Genomic DNA, 23617 nt, shown 5'->3' with positions numbered 1-23617 from the left:
CCGGAGGGAAAAATGAAATGAGCGGAATATTCACTTCACTTGCAGTAATGCTGTCTCCAAGAGGACTTGAGGTTGTCGGGCACGGGGCCGGGTTGGGCGGAGCGGCTTTTATCGGCCTGCTGGTTCTGGGCGCTCTTGTGTCTGTCTGCACCGCACGCAGCATGGATAAACTGTCGTCCGGAGAGTTGCGTGCTACACCTGTTGACCGTGTTGCTTTCGGATTTCTTGATGCAGCCCGTTTCTTTACCCTGATTGTTTTGGCTGTATCATGGCTGGGTATTGCGGGGAATGCGGTCAATGAAATTTTTATAAATTCATTTCCAAACTTGGCCGCTTCGTTTTTTATCCTGTCTTTTGCGGTCTGGGCTTGTTTTCTTTCTGATAAATATGCCGGAGACCTTTTCGGGGGCAGCCTGACTCTGGCTTTTATTTCCCTCGTCTATGTGGCGATTATGGTCAATCAGCCTGTAACAGGCGGCATGGGCTATCCCACCGAGCTCCCGTTAATGTTCAAGCCGCTTATGCCGGCTGCCCTTGGGGATGCTGGACCTATGGGTTGGGTGCAGTTGATTTTTCTGGCCGTTCTGGCTTTTATCGGTTTTGACCTGCCGCTGGTATTTGAGAATAAGGGGGCACGGGCTTATCCTGCAATCTTTATGGTTCTCGTGGCTTTTGTCCTTTTCAACTGGGCCGCACTGCTGGTTGAAACACCGGAAGAATTGCTCGGATCGACAGTTCCGCATCTCAAGGTTGCTGCACACGTACTTGATGGCAAAGGGCTTCTGCTTATGGGCGGAACAATTATCCTTGCAACCTTTGCGGCTGTTTTTGGATTATTCCAGCTTTTCGGGCACCGGGTGCGCGGGGCTGTGGCGGAGAGCTATTCCAAATATGCCGCCGGAGGCGCAGCCGTTTTCATCGGTGCTGTCATAGCATTGATGCTTGCCAATGGCTGGGCAGGAAAAGAAGAATTGGAATCCCTTATTTCCGCCGGTCTTTGTTTCTGGTTCGGGTCTTATGCGCTTGTTGATCTGCTGGGCATAATCGCCATGCGGAGGGCTCGCCGTTTTTATCTGCCTAGATTTCTGACTTTGGGGCTGCATGCAATCGCTGCCGCTGTGTGCTGCCTGAACATAGAATTCATGAATTATTTTCTTTACGCAGTAGGCTGTATGGCTGTAGCCGGGATCGCTCTTGGATTCAGCATGAAGGAATATTGTAATTATCCCCCTCTGGAAGAGGTTGATGAAGATGATACTTCCGTAGCTGATTCTGATGAAGGCGAAGAAGTTCAAAGTGATCCTGTTCAGGATGATCCTGAAGACGAAGAGCTGAATATAGTAAGTTATAAATAGCCGGTGTAGTGGTTCCGGTCCGGATATCCGGCCAAATCATAAAAGAAGAAAGCGGGAGGCAGCTTAATGTTGCCTCCCGCTTTTTTATTCGGGGCGATCCATTTCTATTTTATTCAGGAAGCGATGCTTACGCAGGGCCGCAGACCTGAAGCACTTGCTGATAAGTTTTCTTTTTTCTTTGAGTTCTTCCCGCTGAGCTGCAATCTGGGCTGCCTCGTCTCCCTTGGGTTTGTATTTGGTCTTTACACTGCGAAAGGCAACTTTGATTTTTTTGCTTTGAAATTTCTGGTCCAGTTCATCCACAATGTCAGACTCCGTGGGATATTTGTCTTCAAAGTGGCTGACCCAGAACAGTATCTCAAAATCAAGGCCCAGTTGGCCAAACCGTTTGAATAAGATGCTCGGGGCTGGATCTTTGAGTACATTAGGATGTTTATTGACCACTTTGAGCATGGTCTTTTTGGCTTTTTTGACCTTGGAACCGGGAACAAGAGTAACCGGTATAGTCACTCTGATGCGGGTGTCCTGATAGTTCAGGTTGACGATTTCACCTTTCAGGAAGCTGGAGTTGGGGATGATGATCATACTGTTGTCCAGCGCTTTGATGGTGGTGTTGCGGATTGAAACATCGACTACCGTGCCGATGATTTTTTTATGCTGCAGGGTGTCACCTTTTTTGATGGAGCCCCCGAAAAGGATTATCAGTCCACTGACAAAGTTGCTGACAATATCCTTCATGCCGAAACCAATACCAATAGACAGCCCGCTGGCGATCCATGTGAGTGCCGACATGGGGATACCCAGCAGAAAGAACGATGCCAGCAGAAAGGCTACCCAGACTATATAGGACCCTATGGTGGACAGAGTATGGGCCAGTGCCGACTCAATGCGCCGTCCGTTGATTGAGGTGTTGTTGACAAACGATTTAAGCCAGAAAAGCGCCAGCCGTGCCGCAAAAAACAGGATCATTATGTAGAAGATGTTTTTTATCGATATATCCGCTCCGGCAATATTCACATCCATGTGGCGGAATATGAAACGGGCAAAGGGAATACCACCCATATAAGCTGTGGCCCAGCCTATGAATATGAATCCTATGACTGAAATGGAAAGCGGGTAGAACAATTGAACCATCTGGTTGTGGTGTTGAGCCTGCCTGTATGCCTGTTCGACTGTTTGATGCAGCTCCGGGCTGTCTTCCGGCGGCAGGTTTTCCGGCTGCGGCAGGTCGGTGATCATAATTGTTTTCAGTGCCGTACAAATTTTCATGGTCACCAGAAAAAGGAACCATATCTGGGTCAGGATCATGGCCTGTGTGCCGAAGCCGAGTAAAGTAACCAGCGCCCCGCAGCCGAGTATGATTTTATTGGCCTTTGATGTGGCCTGTGTGATCGGAAGTACATATCTTTTGCGGTTTAAATGCAGGGCGCACAATCCGGCGAGGCTGAGCACAAACCAGACTACGCAGATACATTCCGCAGGCAAGGTCAGCATATGCATTATATCGCCTGCTGCCATCAGGCTCCAGAGTATGAACATAGGGGTGTATATGAGCGGGGCAGGACGGACTTTTTCGCGTGCCCAGAGAAAATTGCGGGTGCAGATGATTGCGCCTAGCGTTATGGCCTCGGTCCAGATCAGGCCGGTGATCTGGTTGGCGGTGAACATTGTAAGTTGCCGGGCAAGGAGTATTGCCGTGCCTAGAGAAATTAGAAAAAGACCTTTGTTGTAATACGAAATCCGGTGGCTGTTGAACATGGGTCTGCAGAGCATTCTTTTTGCCATGGTACGCAGGATCCACCATAATAGAACGGTAATGGAGCACATTATAAGCAGAAAGTTGCTCCATTCAACCCAGACAATGAGCGGGTGGTAAAATTTGGTATAACTTTCCTGCCATTCTTCAAATGAGTATGCCGTATCCTTCCAGGCCTGAGGAAAGAACAGAACGAGGTTAGGTTCAAAATAAAAATTTTTAAGAGTTGTTGCGTAAAATTTTTCGGTAACCTTGGTCGCCTGCTTGATATACTCCACCAGCTGGTCCGATTTTTCGAGTTCTGCATCAAGTATTTTTTTCAGTTCTGCTGCGTCATTGCGGACTTCTAAATATTTAATTTTGGTTTCGGTAAGTTTTTGCTTAAGTTGCTTGTCAGTAATTTTAGTTTTGAAATGGATTTCGTTGATTACATCGAATCCGATTTTGATTTTTTTCAGCCTGTTTTTTTCGATGAGCAGATCTGATTTTGCCAGCCGTACATATGAGCCTACATCATTAAGTTGCATGAGAACCGTACGATAGGACCATGGGGTCTGTTTGGCCATTCCGCGCAGCATTTTCAGTTGGTCCAGTCGGACTTCGGCTTTATGCAGATGTGCTTCATATTTCCGGGTCAGAGTCGGAATATTGGTCTTAAGCTCGGTGACCACCTGTCCTTGACGCTGAATGTCGGCATTGAGGGTTTCGACCATGTTAAGCAGGGTCTCGGTTTCTGTCTCTGCAGAGGAGTTTGTGACTGTTCCGAAAAAGAGAAGTAGTATTGCAAGAATAAGAGTATGCGTTTTTTGTGAGTATCTGGCCATGGTAGCTCCAAGGCTTGACAAGCCTGCTATTTTTCCGGTTAATTAACCCAATCCGCTGACTGCTTATCAGATCGTTTCTTCACAGTCCTGCCTGTGATTATCTTTTCATGAAAATTTTCCGGTATAGACCGGGTCGTGTCCGGTAGTATATTCTATCCGAAAACGTGTATCCCCCAGCCGGAAATTTTATTATTCAATGTACACTGCTGGTTGTACTAAATGTGCCTGACAAATAAAACATTTTTTACAGCTGATTATTAACCGGGAGAGTTATGGTACCCAATATTTATCTGATTGGTCCCCGTGCATGTGGTAAGACTACGGCGGGGAAACAACTTGCCGATAAGTTGCGTTACGAGTTTTATGACAGTGATGAAGTTCTGGTGGAAAAGGCCGGTTGTGAAATAGCCGATTACGTTGAGCAGAACGGCTGGGATGGTTTCCGTGATTTAGAGGTAGAGGTGCTTCACGAACTTACAAAAAAGAAGGGTGCGGTCATCTCTTGCGGCGGCGGAATCGTTGTTCGGGAAGAGAACAGGACTCGGCTGAGTAAAAATTTTACAGTGTATATCAAAGCTGATGTGCAGACCCTCGCCAATCGTTTACAAAATGATCCAAACCACGATCAGCGCCCGTCACTTACCGGAAAGTCTATCGTTGAAGAAATCAGCGAAGTGCTTGAGGCGCGGGAAGGTCTTTATTCCGGTTGCGCCACTCTTGTGGCTAACGGTGCCGGGACAATTGACGAAGTGGTTAACCTGATTTTAGAGGGTTACCAAGCTATCAGTAAAGGGGAGAATTAATATGAGCGGCAATACATTCGGTCAGATTTTCAAGGTCACTACCTATGGGGAATCCCACGGGCCCGGATTGGGCGGGGTAGTCGACGGCTGTCCGGCCGGGATAGAACTTAGTGAAGAAATCATTCAACTGGAACTGGACCGCCGCAAACCGGGACAGGGCATTGCTTCCACTGCGCGTAAAGAGGCTGACCGGGTCAGGATTCTTTCCGGTGTTTTTGAAGGCCGCACCACCGGGACTTCCATCGGGTTTCATATTGAGAACACCGACCAGCGTTCCCGTGACTATTCCAAAATTATGAATGTGTACCGGCCCGGCCACGCAGACCTGACTTTTGATGCCAAGTACGGCTTTCGCGACTATCGTGGCGGCGGGCGTTCATCCGGGCGCGAGACGGTTTCCCGTGTTACCGGCGGGGCTGTGGCTCAGGAGTTTTTACGCCAGCAGTCCATAACCTGTCAGGCCTATACAGTGCGTATCGGCGGGATTGATGGGGAAGTGAAGCACCCGGAAAAGGCTCACGAAATGCCTTTTTTTTCCGCTGATCCAGATGTGATTCCCCGCTGGGAAGAGCGAATTATGGAAGTCCGTTCACAGGGTGACACTCTTGGTGGGGTGGTAGAAGTATGCATAAAAGGGGTTCCTGCCGGACTCGGGGAACCAGTTTTTGATAAGATTGACGCCCGTCTGGCTTATGCGCTCATGTCCGTTGGGGCGGTAAAGGGTGTTGAAATCGGTTCCGGATGCAAGGCAGCGGACTCACTTGGCAGCGAGAACAATGATTTTATGGACGAGAACGGTTTCAGCAGCAATAATGCAGGAGGCATACTCGGCGGAATTTCCAGCGGACAGGATATTGTGGTCCGTGCATATGTGAAGCCGATTCCGTCCATCAGTAAACCGCAGCAGACAGTTGACCGTGACGGCAAAGCTGCTGAAATACAGATCGGGGGCAGGCATGATATCTGTGCCATACCGCGAATAGTTCCAGTGCTTAAAGCCATGGCCATGCTGACTGTGGCAGATTTTATCCTGCTGCAAAGAAGAATGGGATAAATTCAGGAGGTCTGACACCTTGCTGGACGCCTGTTTTCATTTCTTTCTATTACGCAATATAAGTTGGTGTCTCGTACGATATGCCCTACGTTGAGGCGTATCATTTCAGGGTCTAATTTATTAATGCGTTGACAGACCGTGCCAACGCGTATGGAGAATTACAAAATGAGTGTTCTTGTTGAATTGACAATTTTTCCAACAGACAAAGGCGAGAGCGTCAGTCCTTATGTGGCAAGAGTTGTAAAAATTATACGTGAATGCGGTCTGCCCTGTCAGCTTGGTCCCATGGGAACCTGCATTGAAGGTGAGTGGGATGAAGTTATGGCTGTGGTCACAAAATGTTATCAGGCACTTGAAACTGATTGCGAGCGCATTTATATGTTGATGAAAGCCGACTGCCGCAAAGGTGCGGTTGACCGGCTGCACGGCAAGATTGCATCCGTGGAATCCAAACTCTAGTCTGGTGGTTTTGGGGAATTTAATGAATGTTATGAAGTCATTTAATTACGTCTGTTTATTGCTTATGCTGTTTGCTGCATCTGGGTGCCTGCATCTGGGTGTATCTCATCTGGAGCGGCAGTCATGGAAGCTTGAGACGCCGCGCACAATGCAGATGGAATTTATGAAATTTGATTATGAGATAGTGCCACGCAAAGATAGTTTCGGTTTGCGCGGTGAAGCTTTTGTCAAAAAGAACAGCGTCCCCATGTGGGCCGGATGGATCGGGGAGCTTTGGATTCAAGGCTATCTGAGCGACATGAACGGCGATGTTCTGGCTCAGGGGTTGCAAGTCTTTTCGCCTGAAAAGCTGGAGGAAGGAAAAGGCATACCCTTTGATTTTGAACTCAAGCCCGATCAGTTTGATTCCGGGCCGCTGTACATCTCCTTCGGATACCGCATGGCCCTTTATAAAAGTCGGGAAGACAACAACGGTCCGCCGTTTATGGCAATTGAACGCGCTGTATCGCAATAAACCTGATGCGCATCAGTCCTAATGGCTAATGTAATAAATTCCAAAATTTGTAGTGTGCTTTGCAGCTTTTAATCATAGCTGGATGTAATTTCTAGAGAGCTATTAATTCAAGATCTCCCAGGCTCCTATTTTAGAGTCGTATTGAACGAAAACACCGTCAAGCCCGTGTTCCGAGAGAGCGCGGGCTTTTTCTATGACCAGCGGAACATCCGCAGGGGATTTGAGCAGATTGGCAAGGGCTGTAGCCGCAGCATCGGCAAAACGCGCATCCTTGGCGCGGACAGTGACCAGATCCCCACTACCGAGACTGAGGGAATGTCCGATGGTCCCTGATGATGAACAGATGGAAAGCGGAAAGGCGTCCGCTGCAACTGCAAGACCTATTTTTGCCCCTGAATCAGGTTCGGAAAGCAGGGCAATCTTTCTTGGATTCGTGGAATGCATATAAATGTCACCGCCGTTTTCAACGATAACATTAGAAGAAAATGGCAGCAGTTTTTCCGTCACGTACTGGGCCACTGCCCCGGCAACAGCTGCCATGGGGCCGACTCCGCAGACCAGCGCGCCGTCAGCCATGGCTTTAATTACCGGGTGTACATCCTCCGGCACGGCAACAGGAACAAGGCTGGTGGCAAAGTCGGGATTGAGTACAAAATGAGCCTGTAGAATACCGCGTATTTCATGGACTGCAGCCAGAGCCTGTTCGCTTAAATTTTTTTCAGCGACAATAAATAAATCAGTCTGTTCGACAACGACCTGAAATGAGGTCTCGGTGTCAGGCAGGGCGACATTGTTGCGGTAACTGCGGGTGTGGTCTGTATGAAGTTTTTTGCTCAAGGGTAGGTTCTCGAAAATGCCGTAAAGACAGTGCTGTGAATTTGCTCCGGGGCAACTGTTGTAAGTAAAAATATTCCAGAGAGGGAAGCCCTTTTTGAGTAATAGAGGCTCCCTCTCTGATCTTCTAACGTATAAAATTAGAAACCTAAATCTTCATTGACAAATACTACGTGAATGCGTCCCTTGGGCGAAGATTTTTCTGTGATAGCCCACACGTTGCATATCCGGTCCTTGGAATTACAGTCCTGACATTTACCGGTAACAGCGCATGGGGTTTTGCGTTTGAGGCGCATGGCATTGACCGGTGCAGCGTATTCTTTAACCCGGCTGACAGCAGCATCAAGGTCAGCGCAAAGTTTGTTGCGGCCGACGATGACTACCACATTGCGGGGACCGAAAGCCATAGCAGCCACACGGTTGCCTGTGCCGTCGAGGTTAACCAGTTCCCCTTCTTCGGTAAAAGCGTTGGCGCTGGTGATAAAAAGGTCGCTGAGCAGGGACTGGCGGCGGCGTTCGATTCTTTCAGCCATGGGAGGCTGAACGTCGTATGTATCAATGACTTTGACTTTCTGAAGTTGTTTTATCTTATCAAAGAGTCCGGATTCAACCACAGTCATGGAACCGCCGAAGCTGATGGATTTCGGCTTCAGTTTGGGGATGATTTTATCCAGAACCAGTGCTGCTGCAGCGTTCTGGTTTTTCGCTATATATGTTTCGTATCCGTTGTCTTCGAAGACTTCTTTGATTTCACCGAGTTTGATGTCCCAGAAGGTCTGTACCGGTTTCATAGGTCTCTCCTTGAGGTTATTCAGCCCGAATACCCAGGGCTGTTAAAAAGTTTCCGCTTAAAAAAATAAAAAAAGCGGTGAAAAAAAAATGTGCCCGTGATAAATCTGTTTAAACAAGTTAAGAAGACTCCACGTCAGCATTATGTATGAATTCACTTTGACAGCAGGGCCGCATCGGGGTATGCGGACTTGTTTTCGTTTTTCAGCAGCATAGATTATTCAGAGTGAGATTAAAAGCACTTAGCTGTATGACTATATTGAAAACATTTCTTGACGATACCTGAAGTAGGGGATATATGTTCCCGTTCCTCGTAGCTGGAATTTGGTATCCGGCTTTATAACGTTATTCATTTTTGGAGAAATAGACATGAAAAGAACTTACCAGCCCAGTAAATGCAGAAGAAAAAGAACCCACGGTTTTCTCGTTCGTTCCCGCAGCAAAAATGGTCGTGCTGTTATCGCAAGACGTCGTGCAAAGGGTCGTAAAAGATTAGCCGTTTAATTTGGACAAAGGAGCACAAGCTCCTCAGGAAGCCTGAATTTGATCTCTGCTATGAGCAGGGAAAGAAGCTCTTCACAAGGAGTTTTATACTCTTTGTGCTGTGTCATGGTAGCGGCCCCGGCGGGGTTCGTTTGGGCCTTACCGTGAGCAGAAAGAAGGGACCTGCAGTTGTCAGGAACCGGATCAAAAGGGTTTTGCGAAGTTTTTTCAGGCTCAATCAGGATAATTTTCAGGTGCGTGCGGATATCATTATTGTGCCCAAGCGTGTGCTGAACGGCAAGACTGTGGATTATAGTCTGGTCGAAAAAGAACTTCTTCCCATGATAGGAAAGATTAATAATCTTCCCTCTGCTGGTGAGAAGCAATGAGAAATCAGGGAATGCGGACTCTGTTTCTTTACCCGATACGTTTTTATCAGAAGTTTATATCCCCGTTGTTTCCGGGGTGTTGCCGCTTCCATCCTACCTGCTCGCAATACGCCATAGAGGCTATATCCCTTCATGGAGTGCTCAGAGGGGGGATGTATGCTTTGTGGCGTCTGATGCGTTGTAATCCGCTATGCAAGGGCGGATATGATCCCGTTCCCGCCCATAAAAAAAATCCACCGCGCAGTCCCGGTTTGATCTGAGGGACAAATTTTTAGTGAGTAAAAAAAGACATGGATAATAAACGCGTTATTTTGGCTGTAGCCCTTTCGTTTGCAGTTCTTCTCGGTTGGCAATTTCTTTTTCCTCCCCAGCCTCAGCAGCCCGCGCCTGCCAAGCAGGAACAAACCGCACAACCAAAACAGGCCGTTGATTCCAATGTCACCGGACCTGTATCAAACCAACTGCCTGATCCCGCTTCCATAAGCGCTATCGTTTCTGCCAAGGGAACAAAACTCACCGTAGAAACTCCTCTCTATTCCGCTGTGATCAACTCTCAGGGCGGGCTTCTTGAAAGTTTCAAACTTAAAAGGTTCAAGGCAACGATTGCTGCCGACTCCCCGGATGTGGACATGGTCGGTACCAATGCCCTGAATAAAGCTCCCATGGGACTTATTCTCAATGGTATTCCCACTTGGGCCAGCGGCGTCTGGGGTTATGAGGGTGCTGACCTCAATCTCGACGGTGATAAGCTCGGTTCACTTATTTTTCGTGGTGATGTGGAAGGATTCAGGATCGAGCGCCGTCTCACATTTCATGCCGATAACTACCTCATTGACGAGGACGTGAGAGTTATCAATAAATCCAACCCCAGCGGAATGGGCCGTATTGCCTTCACTACCGCAACCAAAAGCCTGACAGCTGCTGATGACCGTTACAATCCTACCAGAATAGCTTGGTACAATGCTGAAGGTCTGGCTGAGGAAAAAGACCGCGATACACTCGCTGAAACCGGTGTAAGCGAAACTGGAAAAATCGAATGGGCAGCCATTGATTCCAACTACTTCATCCTTGCTCTTGTTCCTGCTGCTGATTCAGTGACCATGAAGGGTAAACTGCAGGATGATATCTTTCGCATTGCCGCAGAACAGAATATTTCCTTTGACAAGGATATTGAACGCAAGTTGACTTGCTCCTACTACTTCGGGCCAATGGATGCAGAGTTGATGGCTAAAGTTCCCGGTGAACTGGACAAGGCTATTGATTTCGGTTGGTTCGATATCATCGCCAAGCCTCTTGTTGTGGCTCTTGAATGGTTTCACCAGTTCACGCACAACTACGGTATTGCAATCATACTGCTGACTATTGTTATCAAGATTCTTTTCTGGCCCCTTTCTCACAAGAGTTACAAATCCATGGAGCAGATGAAACGTTTGCAGCCCATGATGTCCAAACTCCGCGAAAAGCACGGCGATGACAAGGAAGCTCTCAATAAAGAGATGATGCAGCTCTATAAGACATACAATGTCAACCCGGCCGGCGGTTGCCTGCCCATGATGCTGCAGATTCCGGTTTTCTTCGGACTGTACAGGGCGTTGATGGGAACAGTTGCTCTCAGGCATGCTGATTTTATCCATTACCTGCCTTTTACTGATATTGTATGGCTGGCCGACCTTTCGGCTAAAGACCCGCTTTACATCACTCCTATCGTGATGGGTGCGACCATGTTCCTGCAGCAGAAGATGACACCTTCAGCAGGCGATCCGACCCAGCAGAAGATCATGATGTTTCTGCCCCTCGTTTTCACTTTTATGTTCCTCAACTTCCCTGCCGGGTTGGTTGTATACTGGATGGTGAACAACGTTCTTTCAATTGCACAGCAGTGGATGATGATGCGCAACGTGAAGAATTAGCGCGGAAAAGCTAATCGGAGTTAATGGAGTGAAGAACAATCAGGAGATAGAATGAGCGAATTCAAAGAATTCCAGGGGAAGAATTTGGACGAGGCGATAAATAACGCCTGTGATCATTTTAGTCTGAATCGCGATAAACTTGAGATTGAGATTATCAGCGGAGGTTCCACCGGAGTTTTCGGTCTGGTGGGCAAGAAAAACGCTAAGGTCAAAGCACGTCCCAGAGGCGGGGATACCCGCTCTGCAACCAATGATGATTCCAGAAGGGGAAGAGGACGTCAGCAGGGAAGAGATCAAGGTGAACAGAGAGCGCCCAGAGCTGACCGACGCCGCGATGAGCAGGTTCCGGTAGCCAAAGGGGAGAGCGCTCCTGCTCCGCGTACCGAACCTGAAGTTCCCGCAGTCAAGCCTGAGGCTGATATTGCTGTGAAGGAAGAGGGTGAAGTTGCACTCAAGCCTGAAAGCGAAGTTGCTGTAAGGGAAGAAGCTTCTGCTCCGGCAGTTGTTGAAAGCCCGGAAGAACCGCAGGAAGAATTTGCAGAAGAGCAGCGCGAGGAGCATTTTGAAGAACGCCGTGAACCGCGCAGCATAATGGAAGGTGATCCTGAAGATATTGCAGCCGCAGTTCGTGAAGCTCTTGAAATGATGATTGAACCGATCATTCAGGATAAACCCAAACTCGAAATCGAAGTTGGTGAAGACCGCGTTAACGTTCTGGTCAACGATGAAGAAAATTCCGGCCTGATCATTGGTCGTGAGGGACAGACTCTGTCTTCCCTGCAGTATCTTTGCAATCGTATGGTTTCCAAGAAACTGCAGACTTCTGTACGTGTGCAGATCGATACCGGTGACTATCGCGAACGTCAGGACGAAAAGCTCCGTCAGCTGGCTTGGCATCTTGCCGACAAAGCCATGCATACCGGACGTGTACAGTCCACAAAACCGCTTAGCTCTTATCACCGCAGGGTTGTACACATGGCTCTGCAGGAAGATAAGCATGTTAATACCCGCAGCAAGGGTGAAGGGCCTATGAAGAGGGTCCTGATCCTGCCCCGCCGCAGCCGTAGCGGAGGAGGCGGAAGACGTAACGAAAATTACAATAGCGGTAATGAGCGTTACGAATCCCGCAGTACTGACCGTAGCAGAACTCGTCGTGACGGCAACGAACGTACCGAGAATTACCGTGGTCGTCGTAATACCCGCACCGAGGGTACTGAGAATTATCGCGGGCGCACTGAGCGTACCGAGAATTATCGCGGGCGCACCGAGCGCACCGAGCGTACCGAGAATTATCGTGGGCGCACCGAGCGTACTGATAATTATCGTGGCCGCAGAAATGACCGCAACGACAATTACGACAATCGGAAGCGGGATGAAAACTTCGGAAATCGTGAAGAATTCAACCGTCCGGCTCCTTTTGATGATAATTACGGCAACCGTTATCGGCCTGATGACAACTTCGGTAACCGTCAGTCCCGCTATAATAATAACCGCCGTAACGACCGCAACAAAGAAGATAACAGCGCTAATTACAACAGTGAGCGTTACAACCGTTACTAATTGTTCACGAGCGGTGAATAATGATTTTGAAAACCCCGTGGACTGCAGTCTGCGGGGTTTATCCTTTCTTTCAGGGAGAAATACATATGTCCATCACCTCCAGCGGAACCATTGCCGCTATTGCCACTCCTCCGGGAGACGGTGGAGTCGGGATTATCAGAATCAGTGGTGAAAAAGCCCTGACAATTGCCGGTGATATCTTCAGTCCGGCAAAAGAGTCCTTTGCCGGATTCAAACCCTACACCATGCATTATGGAACCATTCATGATTCTGATTCATTGGAAATCGATGACGTTCTTGCGGTTTTCATGCCCGGACCTAATTCATATACCGGGGAAGATACCGTAGAGATCAATTGCCATGGTGGGCGTGCGATACTCGGCGCGGTTCTTGGTGAAGTGCTTGCAAGGGGGGCACGGCTGGCAAATGCCGGGGAGTTTACACTGCGTGCTTTTCTAAATGGTAGGATGGACCTTACTCAGGCTGAAGCTGTTGCGGAAATGATTCACGCTCCATCACGCGGGGCGGCTCAACTGGCCAAGGTCAAACTTTCTGGTGTGCTCGGAGAACGTATCAGTAGCTTGCGGGCACGTCTTGAGGAACTGAGGGCGCAGCTTTGTGTCGCTGTTGATTTTCCTGAAGACGAGTTGGAGTGTCTGCCCCTTGAGCGGATGCAGTCCGAAGTGGGGGACGCAGTAAAAAATATTTTCGAAATCCTTTCCGGGGTAGAACGTACCAAAGCCTGGCGTGAGGGCGGTCTGGCCGTTCTTTCGGGTGAGGTTAACGCCGGAAAATCCAGTCTGCTCAATGCCCTTTTGGGGCGTAATCGGGCTATTGTTACAGACATTCCGGGAACAACCCGTGATTTTATAGAAGAAACCCTGAACCTCGACGGATTGCAGGTTCGGGTGGTTGATACAGCCGGGCTGCGTGAAACAAGCGATGCCGTGGAGCTGGCCGGTCTGGATATGGGGCGTGATCTTGCTGCTCAGGCTGATTTGATTCTGCTGATTATAGATGGTTCCAAACCGTTTGCACTTGCCGACCTTGATCCGCAATTTGCTGATATGGCCGGAAAATGTCTGGCCGTAATCAACAAGTCGGATCTTGAACAGGCTGATCCTGCTCCTGCTGATATCATGCGCGAATCCGGTTACGAGGTTGTTGAAATTTCGGCCAAAAAGGGACAAGGTATTGAGCGTTTGGCTGAGCTTATCCGCGAGCATATCCTTAAGGGTGCAGGCGAACCTGATCCTGATGAGCTGGTGCCCAACTCCCGGCAGGCAGCTACCCTTAAAAAGGCTCACGCGGAACTTGAAGAGCTCATGGAAGATATTGAGATGCAAGTTCCATATGATCTCCTTGGTGTGCGCCTTGAGTCTGCCTGCAGTGCTCTTTCGGAGATAACCGGGGAGATTACGCCGCAGGAAGTATTGAATTCAATCTTTGAAAAATTTTGCGTTGGTAAATAAAATGGATGACAGTAAATTTGTTGATCTGAAAGCTGTGACCTGCGGGCTGGTGCCCATTATCGTTAACCATCTTGATACAACCTCCAATCCGGTGGTCGAATTCCAGATCAGGCTCAATATCCGAGAAGAAATTTTGAGCGGTTTCGGGACAGGCGGAAACTGGGATATTGAAGTAATAGATGACCTCGGCTGTGACCGCCTGCGCTTTACCCGCCGTAAAGACAGTAATGAGAATCGATTGAATATTGTTGAGTATTAAGCCTCAGGGGGGCCTAAAAAATTTGCAAAAGGGTTTTCTGGACTCTCCAGAAAACTTAATTGTTTTGTGCTGAGCTGGTTTCGAAAATCGTCTTTAGAACCGCCAGGCTTTTGGGACATAGGTTTTGTGCGTTGGGCTTTTTGCTTAATCTTTTCAAATCTTGCACAGTATCCATGTCCTGATGTTCCGGAAGAATGGATGGCATGATGTTTAATTTTTCCAGTCGGGAAATTGTTTCCGATAGAACTTTTTCTGTGCTCCATTCCATATTTTTGAAGACTGAATCTGTCAGATAATTATTTTGAAAACCGATCAGGTAATAGCCCCCGTCATTTGCAGGTCCGATGCAAACGGGGGCTTTTTGTATGGCTTTTAGGGCTTGAAGGATAGATTCGGGCTTGAGATCTGGTAGGTCACTTCCAGTCAGGAGGCAGGAGTCATAGCCTAGCCTGAATCCAGCCAGCAAAGCATTATGCATCCGTTCACCGAGATCGTTGCCCTGCTGAGGAATATAAGTCCGATTACCAAGCCAGTTTTTGTATTTTTCAGGAGGCTGGAATGGATCATAAGTTATGATTGGTTCAAGTCCGGCTTTGTCCAGATTGACAAGCATGTCTTCAACAAAGGCTGTGTAAAGTTCTGCCGCAGCTGCGTTCCCTATATCTCTACCGATTCTCGTTTTAACCCTGCCCGGTTCCGGGAATTTTATAAAAATAATGACAGCGCATTTCATGATCGTTTTTCCTGTCTACGGTACATATTTTTCAGCGTAGCCGGTTTGATTCCACACAAGTGCAGGAAACGTAAAAATGTATTGCGCAATGCACAGCGCAACGGTCCAGTGGCAAGGTAGCGACGGGCGGATGTGGTTATTGCTTCTTTGAGTATAACAATTTCGAAGCGTCTGTTTTTGATGCGCTGGAAAAATTCGACATCTTCCATGATTGGTATTTCCGGGAAAGCGCCGAGTTCATGGAAAGTGGATTTAAAAATAAAGACCGCTTGATCCCCGTAAGGAACTCGTTCAATACGGCACCGCAGGTCGGCAAGGAATGCTATAAATTTCATGGAGCGCGAAGAAGTGTCGAAGCTGAGTTTGAAGGCTCCGGCAGTGGCGCAAGGAGCGCTGAGTGCTTTACGGACAAGGCTACCTGCACCACGGGGCAGGGTGGTGTCGGCATGCAGAAAGAGCAGGATATCCCCACCGGCCTTCTGCGCTCCGCGGTTCATTTGGACTGCACGTCCCGGAGGTGATGCCAGAAGCACCACCTTGTCATCTTCAACAGCGGACAGGGTAGACCTGTCGGCGGATCCGTCAACGATGATTATTTCAAAGTTTTCCCCGCAACATTCCCTCACATTCGCGATGCAGGAGTGAATAGTCTCCGCTTCATCATACACCGGAATGATGACAGATATTTTCGAGCTTGATAACATGGATAGATAACTATCCCTTTCTTCAAAGCCGATAAAGGGAATTCTTTATATAACCTGCGTCGAAGCGCATCAATATTATACAACGTGCCCGAGCTGGTCTTCTTCCATGCGGGACTGGCAGGACACGCAGAGACGGGTGGTCGGATTCGCTTTAATGCGGGCAATGGCAATTTCTTCACCGCAATCTTCGCAGATGCCGAAATCCCAGTAATCTACTCTACCAAGGGTCTCTTCCAAAGCAGCTATCAGTTCTGCTTCGCGAACATGCAGAGCGAGATTGATTTTTTGTTCGCTGATGCGGGATGCATATTCGTTGTCGTCAGCACAGTTTTCAACTGCAGTATCACGGGACTGTATCCGTTGGGTGAGTTCTGCAATTTTTTCTTCAAGATGCTTCCTGATGTTTGTTCTCTGAGAAGAATTCATAATAAACCTCCGACTTCAGTTGTGGAATTGATTATTAAATCCTTTGACTCTGGGGGATATACGCCAGTCAGTCAGGGGAAAAATCGCATTCCTGTTACGGAGTGGGGACAATTTTATAACGTTCACGGAAAACGTCTTTTCTCAGATGAAATCGTGCTGCAAAAATCAGTCTATTTTGCTGGTCCTTCCAAAGAGTTCGGTCATTTCTCCCAGACGCTCGCGGATAATAGGTGTCAACTGGCCGGGAGTGAGTTTCCAACCCCAGTTTCCATCAGCTTCACCGGGGACGTTCATGCGTGCGCGTCCATCAAGGCTGAGCAGGTCCTGCGCTTGAATGACGCATAAACACCCCACACTGGACATGAGCAGCCGGATCAGCTCCCATGAAATTTTGGAGTCATCAATCCAGTCGTATCCGAGATAGGAAAGCAAATGTTTACGGCTTACTTCATCCGCATCATCAAGGAACCAACCCCTGTTGGTGTTGTTGTCGTGGGTTCCGGTGTACACTACGGAATTACGTTTGTGGTTGTGCAGGGCATCACCGCAATAACCGATATCGTCGCCGAATGAGAATTGCAGGATGTTCATGCCCGGCAGTTGAAAACGGTCTTTCAGCCAGATTACATCCGGGGTGATGTGTCCGAGATCTTCAGCTATTACCCGCAGGCAGCCTACTTCGGAAGTCAGTTTTTCGAACAACTGGTGTCCCGGAGCCGGAACCCAGTACCCTTCCATAGCTGTTTCAGCTTCAGCCGGTACTTCCCAGTAAGCGGAGAAGCCCCGGAAGTGATCCAGCCGAACCCAGTGATACAGACCCAGATTATGTTTCATCCGGCTGATCCACCAGCCGAACCCCTCATTCTGGAGCACTTCCCAGTTGTAAACCGGATTTCCCCAAAGCTGCCCGTTTTTGCTGAAGTAGTCCGGGGGCACCCCGGCCACGCAGTATGATTCGCCTTGTTCGTCCAATTTGAATATAGCCCGGTTGGCCCATACGTCAGAGCTGTCGTGAGTTACGTAGATGGGTACATCACCGATAAGCTCCACCCCGATTTCATCCAGATGATCCTTGAGTTGTCCCCATTGCCGAAAGAAAATCCATTGGCAGAATTTTACGTAGAGTATTTCCCGGTAGAGTTTTTGGCCCCAGTGACGAAGGCCGTCTTCTGTGCGGTTGCGGATGTCGTCGGGCCACTCTGTCCAGCATTCATCTTTGAAATGTTTTTTTAGGGCGGTAAAAAGGGCAAAGTCGTTAACCCAGTGCATGTTATCCCAAATGAATTGATTGAAAACCGGATCTTCAAGCAGGGTGTTTGCGATCTTCGAGAACGCCTTGCGCAGAATTTTTTCCTTGACCTGAGCGGCTGTATCGAAATCGGCTTTATCTGAATCAGGCAAAGTATGGCTCTGAATTTCTTCGTATTCCAGCAGCCCGTATTCAACCATCAGTTCAGGGCTGATCAGAAGCGGGTTGGCCGCAAAGGCCGAGAAGCCGGAGTAAGGAGAATTACAAAGTTGCGGAGCAGTGGGAGTAATTGGCAGAACCTGCCAGAATCTTTGTCCTGCCTCGGCTAGAAAGTCCGCGAAATCATAGGCTGCCGGGCCTAAGTCTCCCACGCCGAATCGTGAGGGAAGGGACGTGAAATGTAATAAAATGCCGCTGGAACGTTTCATATGTTGAACTCTCCTTTTTACTCTGCAAGGTGTGCTTAAGCCATTGCTGACTTTAACAGTACCATATTGCAGGGCAATAGGAGAGATGTCCAGCTTCCTTGATCTTACTCGATTGCAATATTTTTAGTCCGAACATTCAGTTCGGAGTAAAGGAAAAGGGCAAAGGACTGACCTGCTAGTTGTATTGCTTCATTTTGTGGCAGAATTCCCGGCAAGGGGGACGCTGTCCCGGCAAATGTTTTTTCAGCACTGTATAACTCGGTGGTCCATACTCCATCCGGTAGATATTCTGCGACCTTGCATTCCGTTTTTTCCTTACCGAAATTGAATACTACCGCAGCATATTTACGGTCCCCAGAGGTCGGATTTCTAAAGATAAGTATCACACCGGGAGCAATTTCCTGTACCTGACATCTGCTGCGGCATGGCTCATGAATGGTCGGGTGTTCTTTTCTTACCTTAAGGAGTTTGCGGTACAGACGGAGCATGGCCTGCCCCTGATCGCTTTTAATGTTCTGCCAATTCAAACGGCATTTGCTGACTGAGGCATCGCAATCTTCATCGGTAAAAAAATTGAAGGGGGCTGTTTCCCCATATTCATCACCCATGAAAATTATAGGAATGTAAGGAGAAAGAAGGGTGGCGCCGGCACTGAGTTTTGCTGCTTCGAATCCGGACTTTTCAATGATCCTGCATTTTGAATCATGTGCGTCGCTTTCTTCATGTCCTTGGGAGTAGACAATGAACTTGCAGCCGCTCAGCTCAGATTTGTTGCGCCCTTGCAGCCTGAGATAATGGTCTGAAATTTCACCCCGGTATGCGAATCCATACTGCATTGCCGAAACCATGCGTGCCGGATCTGAATAATCCTTGAGAGGGCCGTCGCAGCTTCCGGTAACCCTGCTTTGCAGCGCACAGTAGAAGTCTTCATTATACAGTGCATCCAGTCCATACCCACCTTCCTCCGGTGACAGGACAGGGCGTAGGCTATTACGCTTATCTCCATTGATCAACACGCAGGTCCTGTTGTTTGCCTTCGCGAAATCTTTAATCCGTGCGGATAGTTCTTCCAGAAAATGAACCGGGGTCTGGTCGAAAATATGGTCAGTGTCTTTGATGCGCAGGCCGTCCACTCGGTAATCCCTAAGCCATGACAGTGCGCACTGTATGTAGAATTCACGGACTCCATAACTGTATTTTTCATCAAAATTAAGCGCCCGGCCTTTAGGTGCATTATGCTTGCTACTGAAAAATGGTGGATATGACGGCGCAAGGCTGTCCACAGGAATAATGCTGCCGAATGAAACATCGAGTATGACGGCTATTTCGTTAAGATGGCACTGCCTTACCAATTCTTTAAGTTCTTCCGGGGTGCCATAAGGGCTATGCACAGCATAGGGATAAACAGTGTCATATCCCCAGCCCTGGAACCCTGAAAATTGGGCTACAGGCATAAGTTGCAGGGTGTTGATACCTAACTCTTTCAGGTGTCGCAGTCTGGATATGATACCTTTGAAATCCTTTTCAGGGCTGAAGAGTGCAACATGTGCTTCGTAAATGATCATTTCGCTCATGGGCATCCCGGAAAAGATATCACCTTTCCAGTCAAATAAATGATGGTTTACAATTGTGGAACAGTTGCTTTGGCCTATAGGCTGCCACTGGGAAGCCGGGTCAGGCATGTTCAGTCCGTTGTCCAGTACGAAAGAATATTGGTCCCCGGAGGAAATTTTTTCGAGGGTTGTTTCGTAAAAACCGTACTTGGCAGGGATCATTTCTTCTATGAATTCCTGCTGTCTTTGTACTTTTATTTTAACGTCTTGGGCAAGGGGGGCGAAAATTCTAAAAGAACATTTTCCGTCTTCCTGAAGCCGTGCTCCGAAATGCTTTTTATTCATGTTTGCGCCCGTGTTAAAAATAAATTTGTTTTTGAGCTAATAATAATGTATACTGATACCAACGAACGGCTCGTCTTTTGCATGTGATTGAGTACTTGCATCTCGTAACAGCATCAGGAGGCAGACCATGAATAACCGTCAACAGCATGAAGTGTCTGAGGAGCGGGTTAAGATTGCTCAGGTCATGGCTGGAGAAAGCGCAATACTCCACGAGCTTGATTTTCAGGATGTAGCAATTTCAACCACCGCAGTACGTACCTTGAAGAAAGCTGCCGTTGCAGTGATGCAAAGATTTCTGCCCGGTAGTCGCCCCGAAAAGTTGACCAATTCACAAGCGATAGCCTTTTTCATAGATCGAGTGTTTTGGGATCAGGATACCAAGGGGTTGATCCTGTGTGCCGACGTAGCTACGCGTAGTTTCTGTATCCCAATCCCAAGGGAACATTGGCATATGAAAGCCGATCTTGGAACTATTCAATAGTTGTCTTTTGAACGTTTGACAAGTTAAAAATAAAAGCAGACAGGTTTTGTCTGCTTTTTTATTTTAAATCGATATAGATTTGTCTATTAATGACCGCTCCATAATGTGAAAATGTAAGGCATATGTCACTGCAGAGTCACACGCGGAGGTGGGTACCCGGCTATTGTTTTTGAAAAATCAATAGCAGGGAGCTGCCAATGGTTCGCGAAACATGTTCTGATCTGTTCAGTTTAAAATCACCGTTTGAGGATCCTTTCAGAGGGGCTTTGTTTTCAATTATGGAAAAGCCGTTGTCACATCTTTTGTGCCTGCCCCGGCTTAATTCTTTGTACAGCTGTGTGCATGAAGAGGAACGCTGGAGAGATGAAGGGCAGACGGATTTTGTGGGTAAGGCTTTAAATCTGCTGGGAGTTGAGGTTGAGCTGGATAGCCGGGAATTAAAACGTATACCCAAAAGCGGACCGTCTGTCGTGGTCGCAAACCATCCTTTCGGTGTGGTTGAAGGGTTGATTTTGATGCAGATGCTGAAGACTGTACGGCCTGATGTCAAAATCATGGCTAACTTTATGCTCGGCCTTATTCCGGAAATGAAAGAACATTTGATAGGTGTGGACCCTTTTGGGCGTAAGGATTCCCATCTGGGAAATATCTCCGGCCTTAAGGAAGCGGTAAAATGGGTCAAATCAGGAGGCATGCTGGCTGTATTTCCTGCGGGAGAAGTTGCCAGTCTGAATCTCAAAGGGGCCAAAGTGGAGGATCCGGTCTGGAGTCCCACCGTGGGTGGGATTATTAAACGTACTGGAGCCAGTGCTACCCCGGTATTTTTCCATGGCCGCAACAGCATCCTTTTTCAAGCTGCGGGCATGATACATCCGCGATTGCGCACGGCTCTTCTACCTCGCGAGAATTTGAAGAAAAAGTCCGGTCCGGTTGTATATGCAGTGGGCAACACCGTCAGCGGTGAGCGGCTGTCAGGTTTTGAAAGCAGGCAGGAACTTATTGAATATCTGCGTTTCCGTACCTATAGCCTGCGCTCCCGGTTTAAGAGGAAAAAGGTAGCTCTGCCGGGTTTCAAGAAAAAGGAAAAGCCAATCAGTGACCGGACTGCCCAGCGACGGATAATTACAGAACTGACCATGCTCGGTCCTGAATCAATTCTGGTGGAAAATAGTGAGTTTGCTGTGCATGAAGTCCATGCCGCAGACTGTCCTTTCGTTCTGCATGAGATAGGCCGGTTGCGTGAAAAAACTTTTCGGCAGGTAGGTGAAGGGACCGGACAGGCTGTGGATGTGGATCGTTTTGACAACACCTTCATCCATCTTGTTCTCTGGCACAAGGAAACGCGCGAAATTGCCGGAGCTTATCGTATTTCCCGTGCGGATGAGCAGATTAAGCGTTTCGGTCTCAATGGAATCTACAGCCATTCTTTTTTTAATTTTGATTCTGAGTTTTTTGCTAAGGTCTCACCGGCCCTTGAGTTGGGGAGGTCTTTTATCCGTCCTAGTTTTCAGAAGAATTTTTATTCCCTAATGATGCTTTGGAAAGGAATAGCCGCTTATCTTGTGCGTAACCCGGAGTACCGCTATCTTTTCGGGTGCGTAAGTATTTCCAATGATTACAAAGAAATCTCCCGAGAATTAATTGCTGCTTCCCTGATGAAATATAATGGCCGTGCTGATCTGGCGGAATTTATTTCACCCTCCCGTCCCTTGAAATTCAAGAAGCTGAAGCGCTGGGGGAAATATATGCCCGGCATTTCCGGCTGTGATGCTTCTGATCTTGAGCATGTGGTTCAGGATATTGAGGGAGGGGCCGGTATTCCGGTATTACTGCGTCATTATCTTAAAATAGGCGGTAAGCTGGCCGGATTCAACGTTGATCCCGAGTTTGGCAATGCCCTCGACGGGTTGATTGTAGTTGATTTGCTGGAAGCATCCGAGCGTAGTCTGTTCAAGTTCATGGGTAAAGAACAGGGTAGGGAATATCTGGATTATCACCGCAGCAAGGCTAGTGAGAGCAGCACTGAAAACGAGAAAGTAGCCTAGAGGTCAAGCCTCCGGCGTACCTGCCGGAGGCTTGAATTACCTATTACTCAAAAATTAATTTAGATATATTCTAGACTGCTGCGTTTTGGGAAAGGGTCTGGGCAGCCTAAATCAATTCATTCAAAGCCGTGCAGAAATTATCAATATCCTCATCTGTTGTGGACCATGAGGTCATCCAGCGTACTTCCCCGGTCTGCTCATCCCAGATGTAGAAGGGGAATCTCTCTTGTAATTTTTCAACTGCATGCTCGGGGATGATTGCGAAAACGCCATTGGCCTCCACCGGACGGGTAATTTTTACTCCCTCAATTGCCCCGGCCTTTTCAGCAAGCCTGCTGGCCATTGCGTTGGAATGCCCGGCGTTTCTTTTCCAGAGTTCATCTGTGAGCAGGGCTTTGAACTGTGCGCCTACATAGCGCATCTTTGAGATGAGCTGCATGTTCTGTTTACGGAGGTATTCAAAGTTCTCGCCGGCTTCAGGGTTGATGAAGACTGCAGCTTCAGCACACATACAACCGTTTTTGGTCCCGCCGAAGGAAAGTACATCCACTCCGCAGTCAACGGTCATTTCTTTAAATGAGACCCCCAGTGCTGCAGCAGCATTTGCGATTCTCGCCCCGTCCATGTGAACGTACAGACCTTTGCTGTGGGCAAAGTCACATATGGATTTGATTTCACTGATTGAGTAGAGGGTACCCAGTTCTGTATTCTGGGTTATGGATATTACCGCAGGTTGGGCACGGTGCACATCCGGTTCGGAAGGGATCAGTGGTTTGATGCTTTCCACGCTGATTTTTCCGTTCTCGGTTTCGGCCGGCATGAGTTTGATGCCCATACTTTCGGGTGATCCGCATTCATCGACATTGATGTGCGCGTCATGAGAGCAGATAACGCTGTTCCAGCTTTTGCACAGATGTCGCAGGATCAGGGTGTTGGTAGCTGTTCCGGTGGTCAGGAAGAAAATTTTCGCCTGTTCTCCGAAAATGTTTTTGAAAAGTTTTACAGCTTCTGCGGAGACAGGGTCGGCGCCGTAGGAGGACATATGATTTTCATTGGCTTCCATTATGGCTTGCATGATTTCGGGATGGACCCCGGAGTAGTTGTCGCTGGCGAATGATCGCATGGTAAATATCCTCATAAAATAAGGACAGCACTCCCGTTTTAATAATACCGGGGAGTACTGTCCGGCTCG

At 48.2% G+C, this 23617-nt stretch carries 23 protein-coding genes; 14 read left to right on the top strand and 9 right to left on the bottom strand.

From position 1 onward, the window contains the following. The first annotated feature begins 17 nt into the window (after positions 1 to 17). Positions 18 to 1355, top strand: coding sequence for an APC family permease (locus ACKU41_RS06820; RefSeq protein ID WP_321404747.1), 1338 nt, complete (start codon positions 18 to 20; stop codon positions 1353 to 1355). 84 nt (positions 1356 to 1439) lie between these two features. Here the strand turns inward: ACKU41_RS06820 and ACKU41_RS06815 are convergent, their stop codons facing one another. Continuing rightward, complete coding sequence (locus ACKU41_RS06815; RefSeq protein WP_321404746.1) at positions 1440 to 3935, bottom strand: mechanosensitive ion channel domain-containing protein; 2496 nt, start codon at positions 3933 to 3935, stop codon at positions 1440 to 1442. 272 nt (positions 3936 to 4207) lie between these two features. On the opposite strand from ACKU41_RS06815, the gene aroL reads away from it, so the two are divergent. From aroL to ACKU41_RS06795, 4 genes are all read left to right on the top strand, one after another. After that, entirely contained in the window at positions 4208 to 4738 is a 531-nt protein-coding gene (aroL, locus tag ACKU41_RS06810; RefSeq protein ID WP_321404745.1) for a shikimate kinase AroL, read from the top strand. A 1-nt stretch (position 4739) separates the two neighbouring features. Further along, positions 4740 to 5792, top strand: coding sequence for a chorismate synthase (gene aroC, locus ACKU41_RS06805; RefSeq protein WP_319780588.1), 1053 nt, complete (start codon positions 4740 to 4742; stop codon positions 5790 to 5792). A 165-nt stretch (positions 5793 to 5957) separates the two neighbouring features. Next, positions 5958 to 6251: an MTH1187 family thiamine-binding protein gene (locus ACKU41_RS06800; protein WP_319780587.1), complete on the top strand. Its 294-nt coding sequence runs from the start codon at positions 5958 to 5960 to the stop codon at positions 6249 to 6251. Positions 6252 to 6273: 22 nt separating this feature from the next. After that, positions 6274 to 6765 (top strand): hypothetical protein, encoded by a 492-nt coding sequence (locus ACKU41_RS06795; RefSeq protein ID WP_321404743.1) that lies wholly within the window; start codon positions 6274 to 6276, stop codon positions 6763 to 6765. 102 nt (positions 6766 to 6867) lie between these two features. Here ACKU41_RS06795 and ACKU41_RS06790 read toward each other — a convergent pair whose 3' ends face one another. Both ACKU41_RS06790 and ACKU41_RS06785 read right to left on the bottom strand, forming a co-directional pair. Continuing rightward, positions 6868 to 7602, bottom strand: coding sequence for a UPF0280 family protein (locus tag ACKU41_RS06790; RefSeq protein ID WP_321404742.1), 735 nt, complete (start codon positions 7600 to 7602; stop codon positions 6868 to 6870). Positions 7603 to 7739: 137 nt separating this feature from the next. Next, the gene (locus ACKU41_RS06785) at positions 7740 to 8390 is read right to left on the bottom strand and encodes a lactate utilization protein (protein WP_321404741.1); all 651 of its coding nucleotides are present in this window, start codon (positions 8388 to 8390) and stop codon (positions 7740 to 7742) included. Between the two features lie 367 nt (positions 8391 to 8757). Here ACKU41_RS06785 and rpmH point away from each other — a divergent pair, with 367 nt between their 5' ends. From rpmH to ACKU41_RS06750, 7 genes are all read left to right on the top strand, one after another. Beyond that, complete coding sequence (gene rpmH, locus ACKU41_RS06780; protein WP_136674522.1) at positions 8758 to 8892, top strand: 50S ribosomal protein L34; 135 nt, start codon at positions 8758 to 8760, stop codon at positions 8890 to 8892. Continuing rightward, entirely contained in the window at positions 8880 to 9260 is a 381-nt protein-coding gene (gene rnpA, locus ACKU41_RS06775; protein ID WP_321405246.1) for a ribonuclease P protein component, read from the top strand. Before rpmH ends, rnpA begins: the two co-directional genes overlap by 13 nt. Continuing rightward, a complete protein-coding gene (yidD, locus tag ACKU41_RS06770) occupies positions 9257 to 9520 on the top strand; it encodes a membrane protein insertion efficiency factor YidD (RefSeq protein ID WP_394700728.1) in 264 nt (87 codons plus the stop codon). The genes rnpA and yidD overlap by 4 nt, the downstream gene beginning before the upstream one ends. A 30-nt stretch (positions 9521 to 9550) precedes the next feature. After that, positions 9551 to 11170 (top strand): membrane protein insertase YidC, encoded by a 1620-nt coding sequence (yidC, locus tag ACKU41_RS06765; RefSeq protein ID WP_321404740.1) that lies wholly within the window; start codon positions 9551 to 9553, stop codon positions 11168 to 11170. Between the two features lie 51 nt (positions 11171 to 11221). Continuing rightward, complete coding sequence (gene jag / locus ACKU41_RS06760) at positions 11222 to 12730, top strand: RNA-binding cell elongation regulator Jag/EloR (protein ID WP_321404739.1); 1509 nt, start codon at positions 11222 to 11224, stop codon at positions 12728 to 12730. 92 nt (positions 12731 to 12822) lie between these two features. Continuing rightward, entirely contained in the window at positions 12823 to 14202 is a 1380-nt protein-coding gene (mnmE, locus tag ACKU41_RS06755) for a tRNA uridine-5-carboxymethylaminomethyl(34) synthesis GTPase MnmE (RefSeq protein ID WP_394700736.1), read from the top strand. A gap of 1 nt (position 14203) precedes the next feature. Next, a complete protein-coding gene (locus ACKU41_RS06750) occupies positions 14204 to 14461 on the top strand; it encodes a hypothetical protein (protein ID WP_319780581.1) in 258 nt (85 codons plus the stop codon). 55 nt (positions 14462 to 14516) lie between these two features. Here the strand turns inward: ACKU41_RS06750 and ACKU41_RS06745 are convergent, their stop codons facing one another. The 5 genes from ACKU41_RS06745 to ACKU41_RS06725 form a co-directional block, all read right to left on the bottom strand. After that, positions 14517 to 15194 carry a TIGR04282 family arsenosugar biosynthesis glycosyltransferase gene (locus ACKU41_RS06745; RefSeq protein ID WP_321404736.1) on the bottom strand — a complete coding sequence of 226 codons (678 nt, stop codon included), beginning with the start codon at positions 15192 to 15194 and terminating at the stop codon, positions 14517 to 14519. After that, a complete protein-coding gene (locus ACKU41_RS06740) occupies positions 15191 to 15898 on the bottom strand; it encodes a TIGR04283 family arsenosugar biosynthesis glycosyltransferase (protein ID WP_321404735.1) in 708 nt (235 codons plus the stop codon). Before ACKU41_RS06740 ends, ACKU41_RS06745 begins: the two co-directional genes overlap by 4 nt. A gap of 75 nt (positions 15899 to 15973) precedes the next feature. After that, complete coding sequence (locus ACKU41_RS06735) at positions 15974 to 16324, bottom strand: TraR/DksA family transcriptional regulator (RefSeq protein WP_319780578.1); 351 nt, start codon at positions 16322 to 16324, stop codon at positions 15974 to 15976. A gap of 165 nt (positions 16325 to 16489) precedes the next feature. Next, positions 16490 to 18001: a 4-alpha-glucanotransferase gene (gene malQ, locus ACKU41_RS06730; RefSeq protein ID WP_321404734.1), complete on the bottom strand. Its 1512-nt coding sequence runs from the start codon at positions 17999 to 18001 to the stop codon at positions 16490 to 16492. Between the two features lie 104 nt (positions 18002 to 18105). Next, positions 18106 to 19899 carry an alpha-amylase family glycosyl hydrolase gene (locus tag ACKU41_RS06725; RefSeq protein ID WP_321404733.1) on the bottom strand — a complete coding sequence of 598 codons (1794 nt, stop codon included), beginning with the start codon at positions 19897 to 19899 and terminating at the stop codon, positions 18106 to 18108. Positions 19900 to 20026: 127 nt separating this feature from the next. Between ACKU41_RS06725 and ACKU41_RS06720 the strand changes: the two genes are divergently transcribed. Together ACKU41_RS06720 and ACKU41_RS06715 are read left to right on the top strand one after the other, a co-directional pair. Beyond that, on the top strand, positions 20027 to 20380 hold the full coding sequence (locus ACKU41_RS06720; protein WP_319780575.1) for a hypothetical protein: 354 nt from the start codon (positions 20027 to 20029) through the stop codon (positions 20378 to 20380). A gap of 197 nt (positions 20381 to 20577) precedes the next feature. Continuing rightward, a complete protein-coding gene (locus ACKU41_RS06715) occupies positions 20578 to 22425 on the top strand; it encodes a GNAT family N-acyltransferase (protein ID WP_321404732.1) in 1848 nt (615 codons plus the stop codon). A 106-nt stretch (positions 22426 to 22531) separates the two neighbouring features. Here the strand turns inward: ACKU41_RS06715 and ACKU41_RS06710 are convergent, their stop codons facing one another. Next, positions 22532 to 23548 carry a low specificity L-threonine aldolase gene (locus ACKU41_RS06710; protein ID WP_321404730.1) on the bottom strand — a complete coding sequence of 339 codons (1017 nt, stop codon included), beginning with the start codon at positions 23546 to 23548 and terminating at the stop codon, positions 22532 to 22534. Positions 23549 to 23617 lie beyond the last annotated feature (69 nt).

The sequence above is a fragment of the Maridesulfovibrio sp. genome, from assembly GCF_963678865.1.
Lineage (GTDB): Bacteria > Desulfobacterota > Desulfovibrionia > Desulfovibrionales > Desulfovibrionaceae > Maridesulfovibrio.
This window is presented reverse-complemented; position numbering and strand designations above follow the sequence as displayed.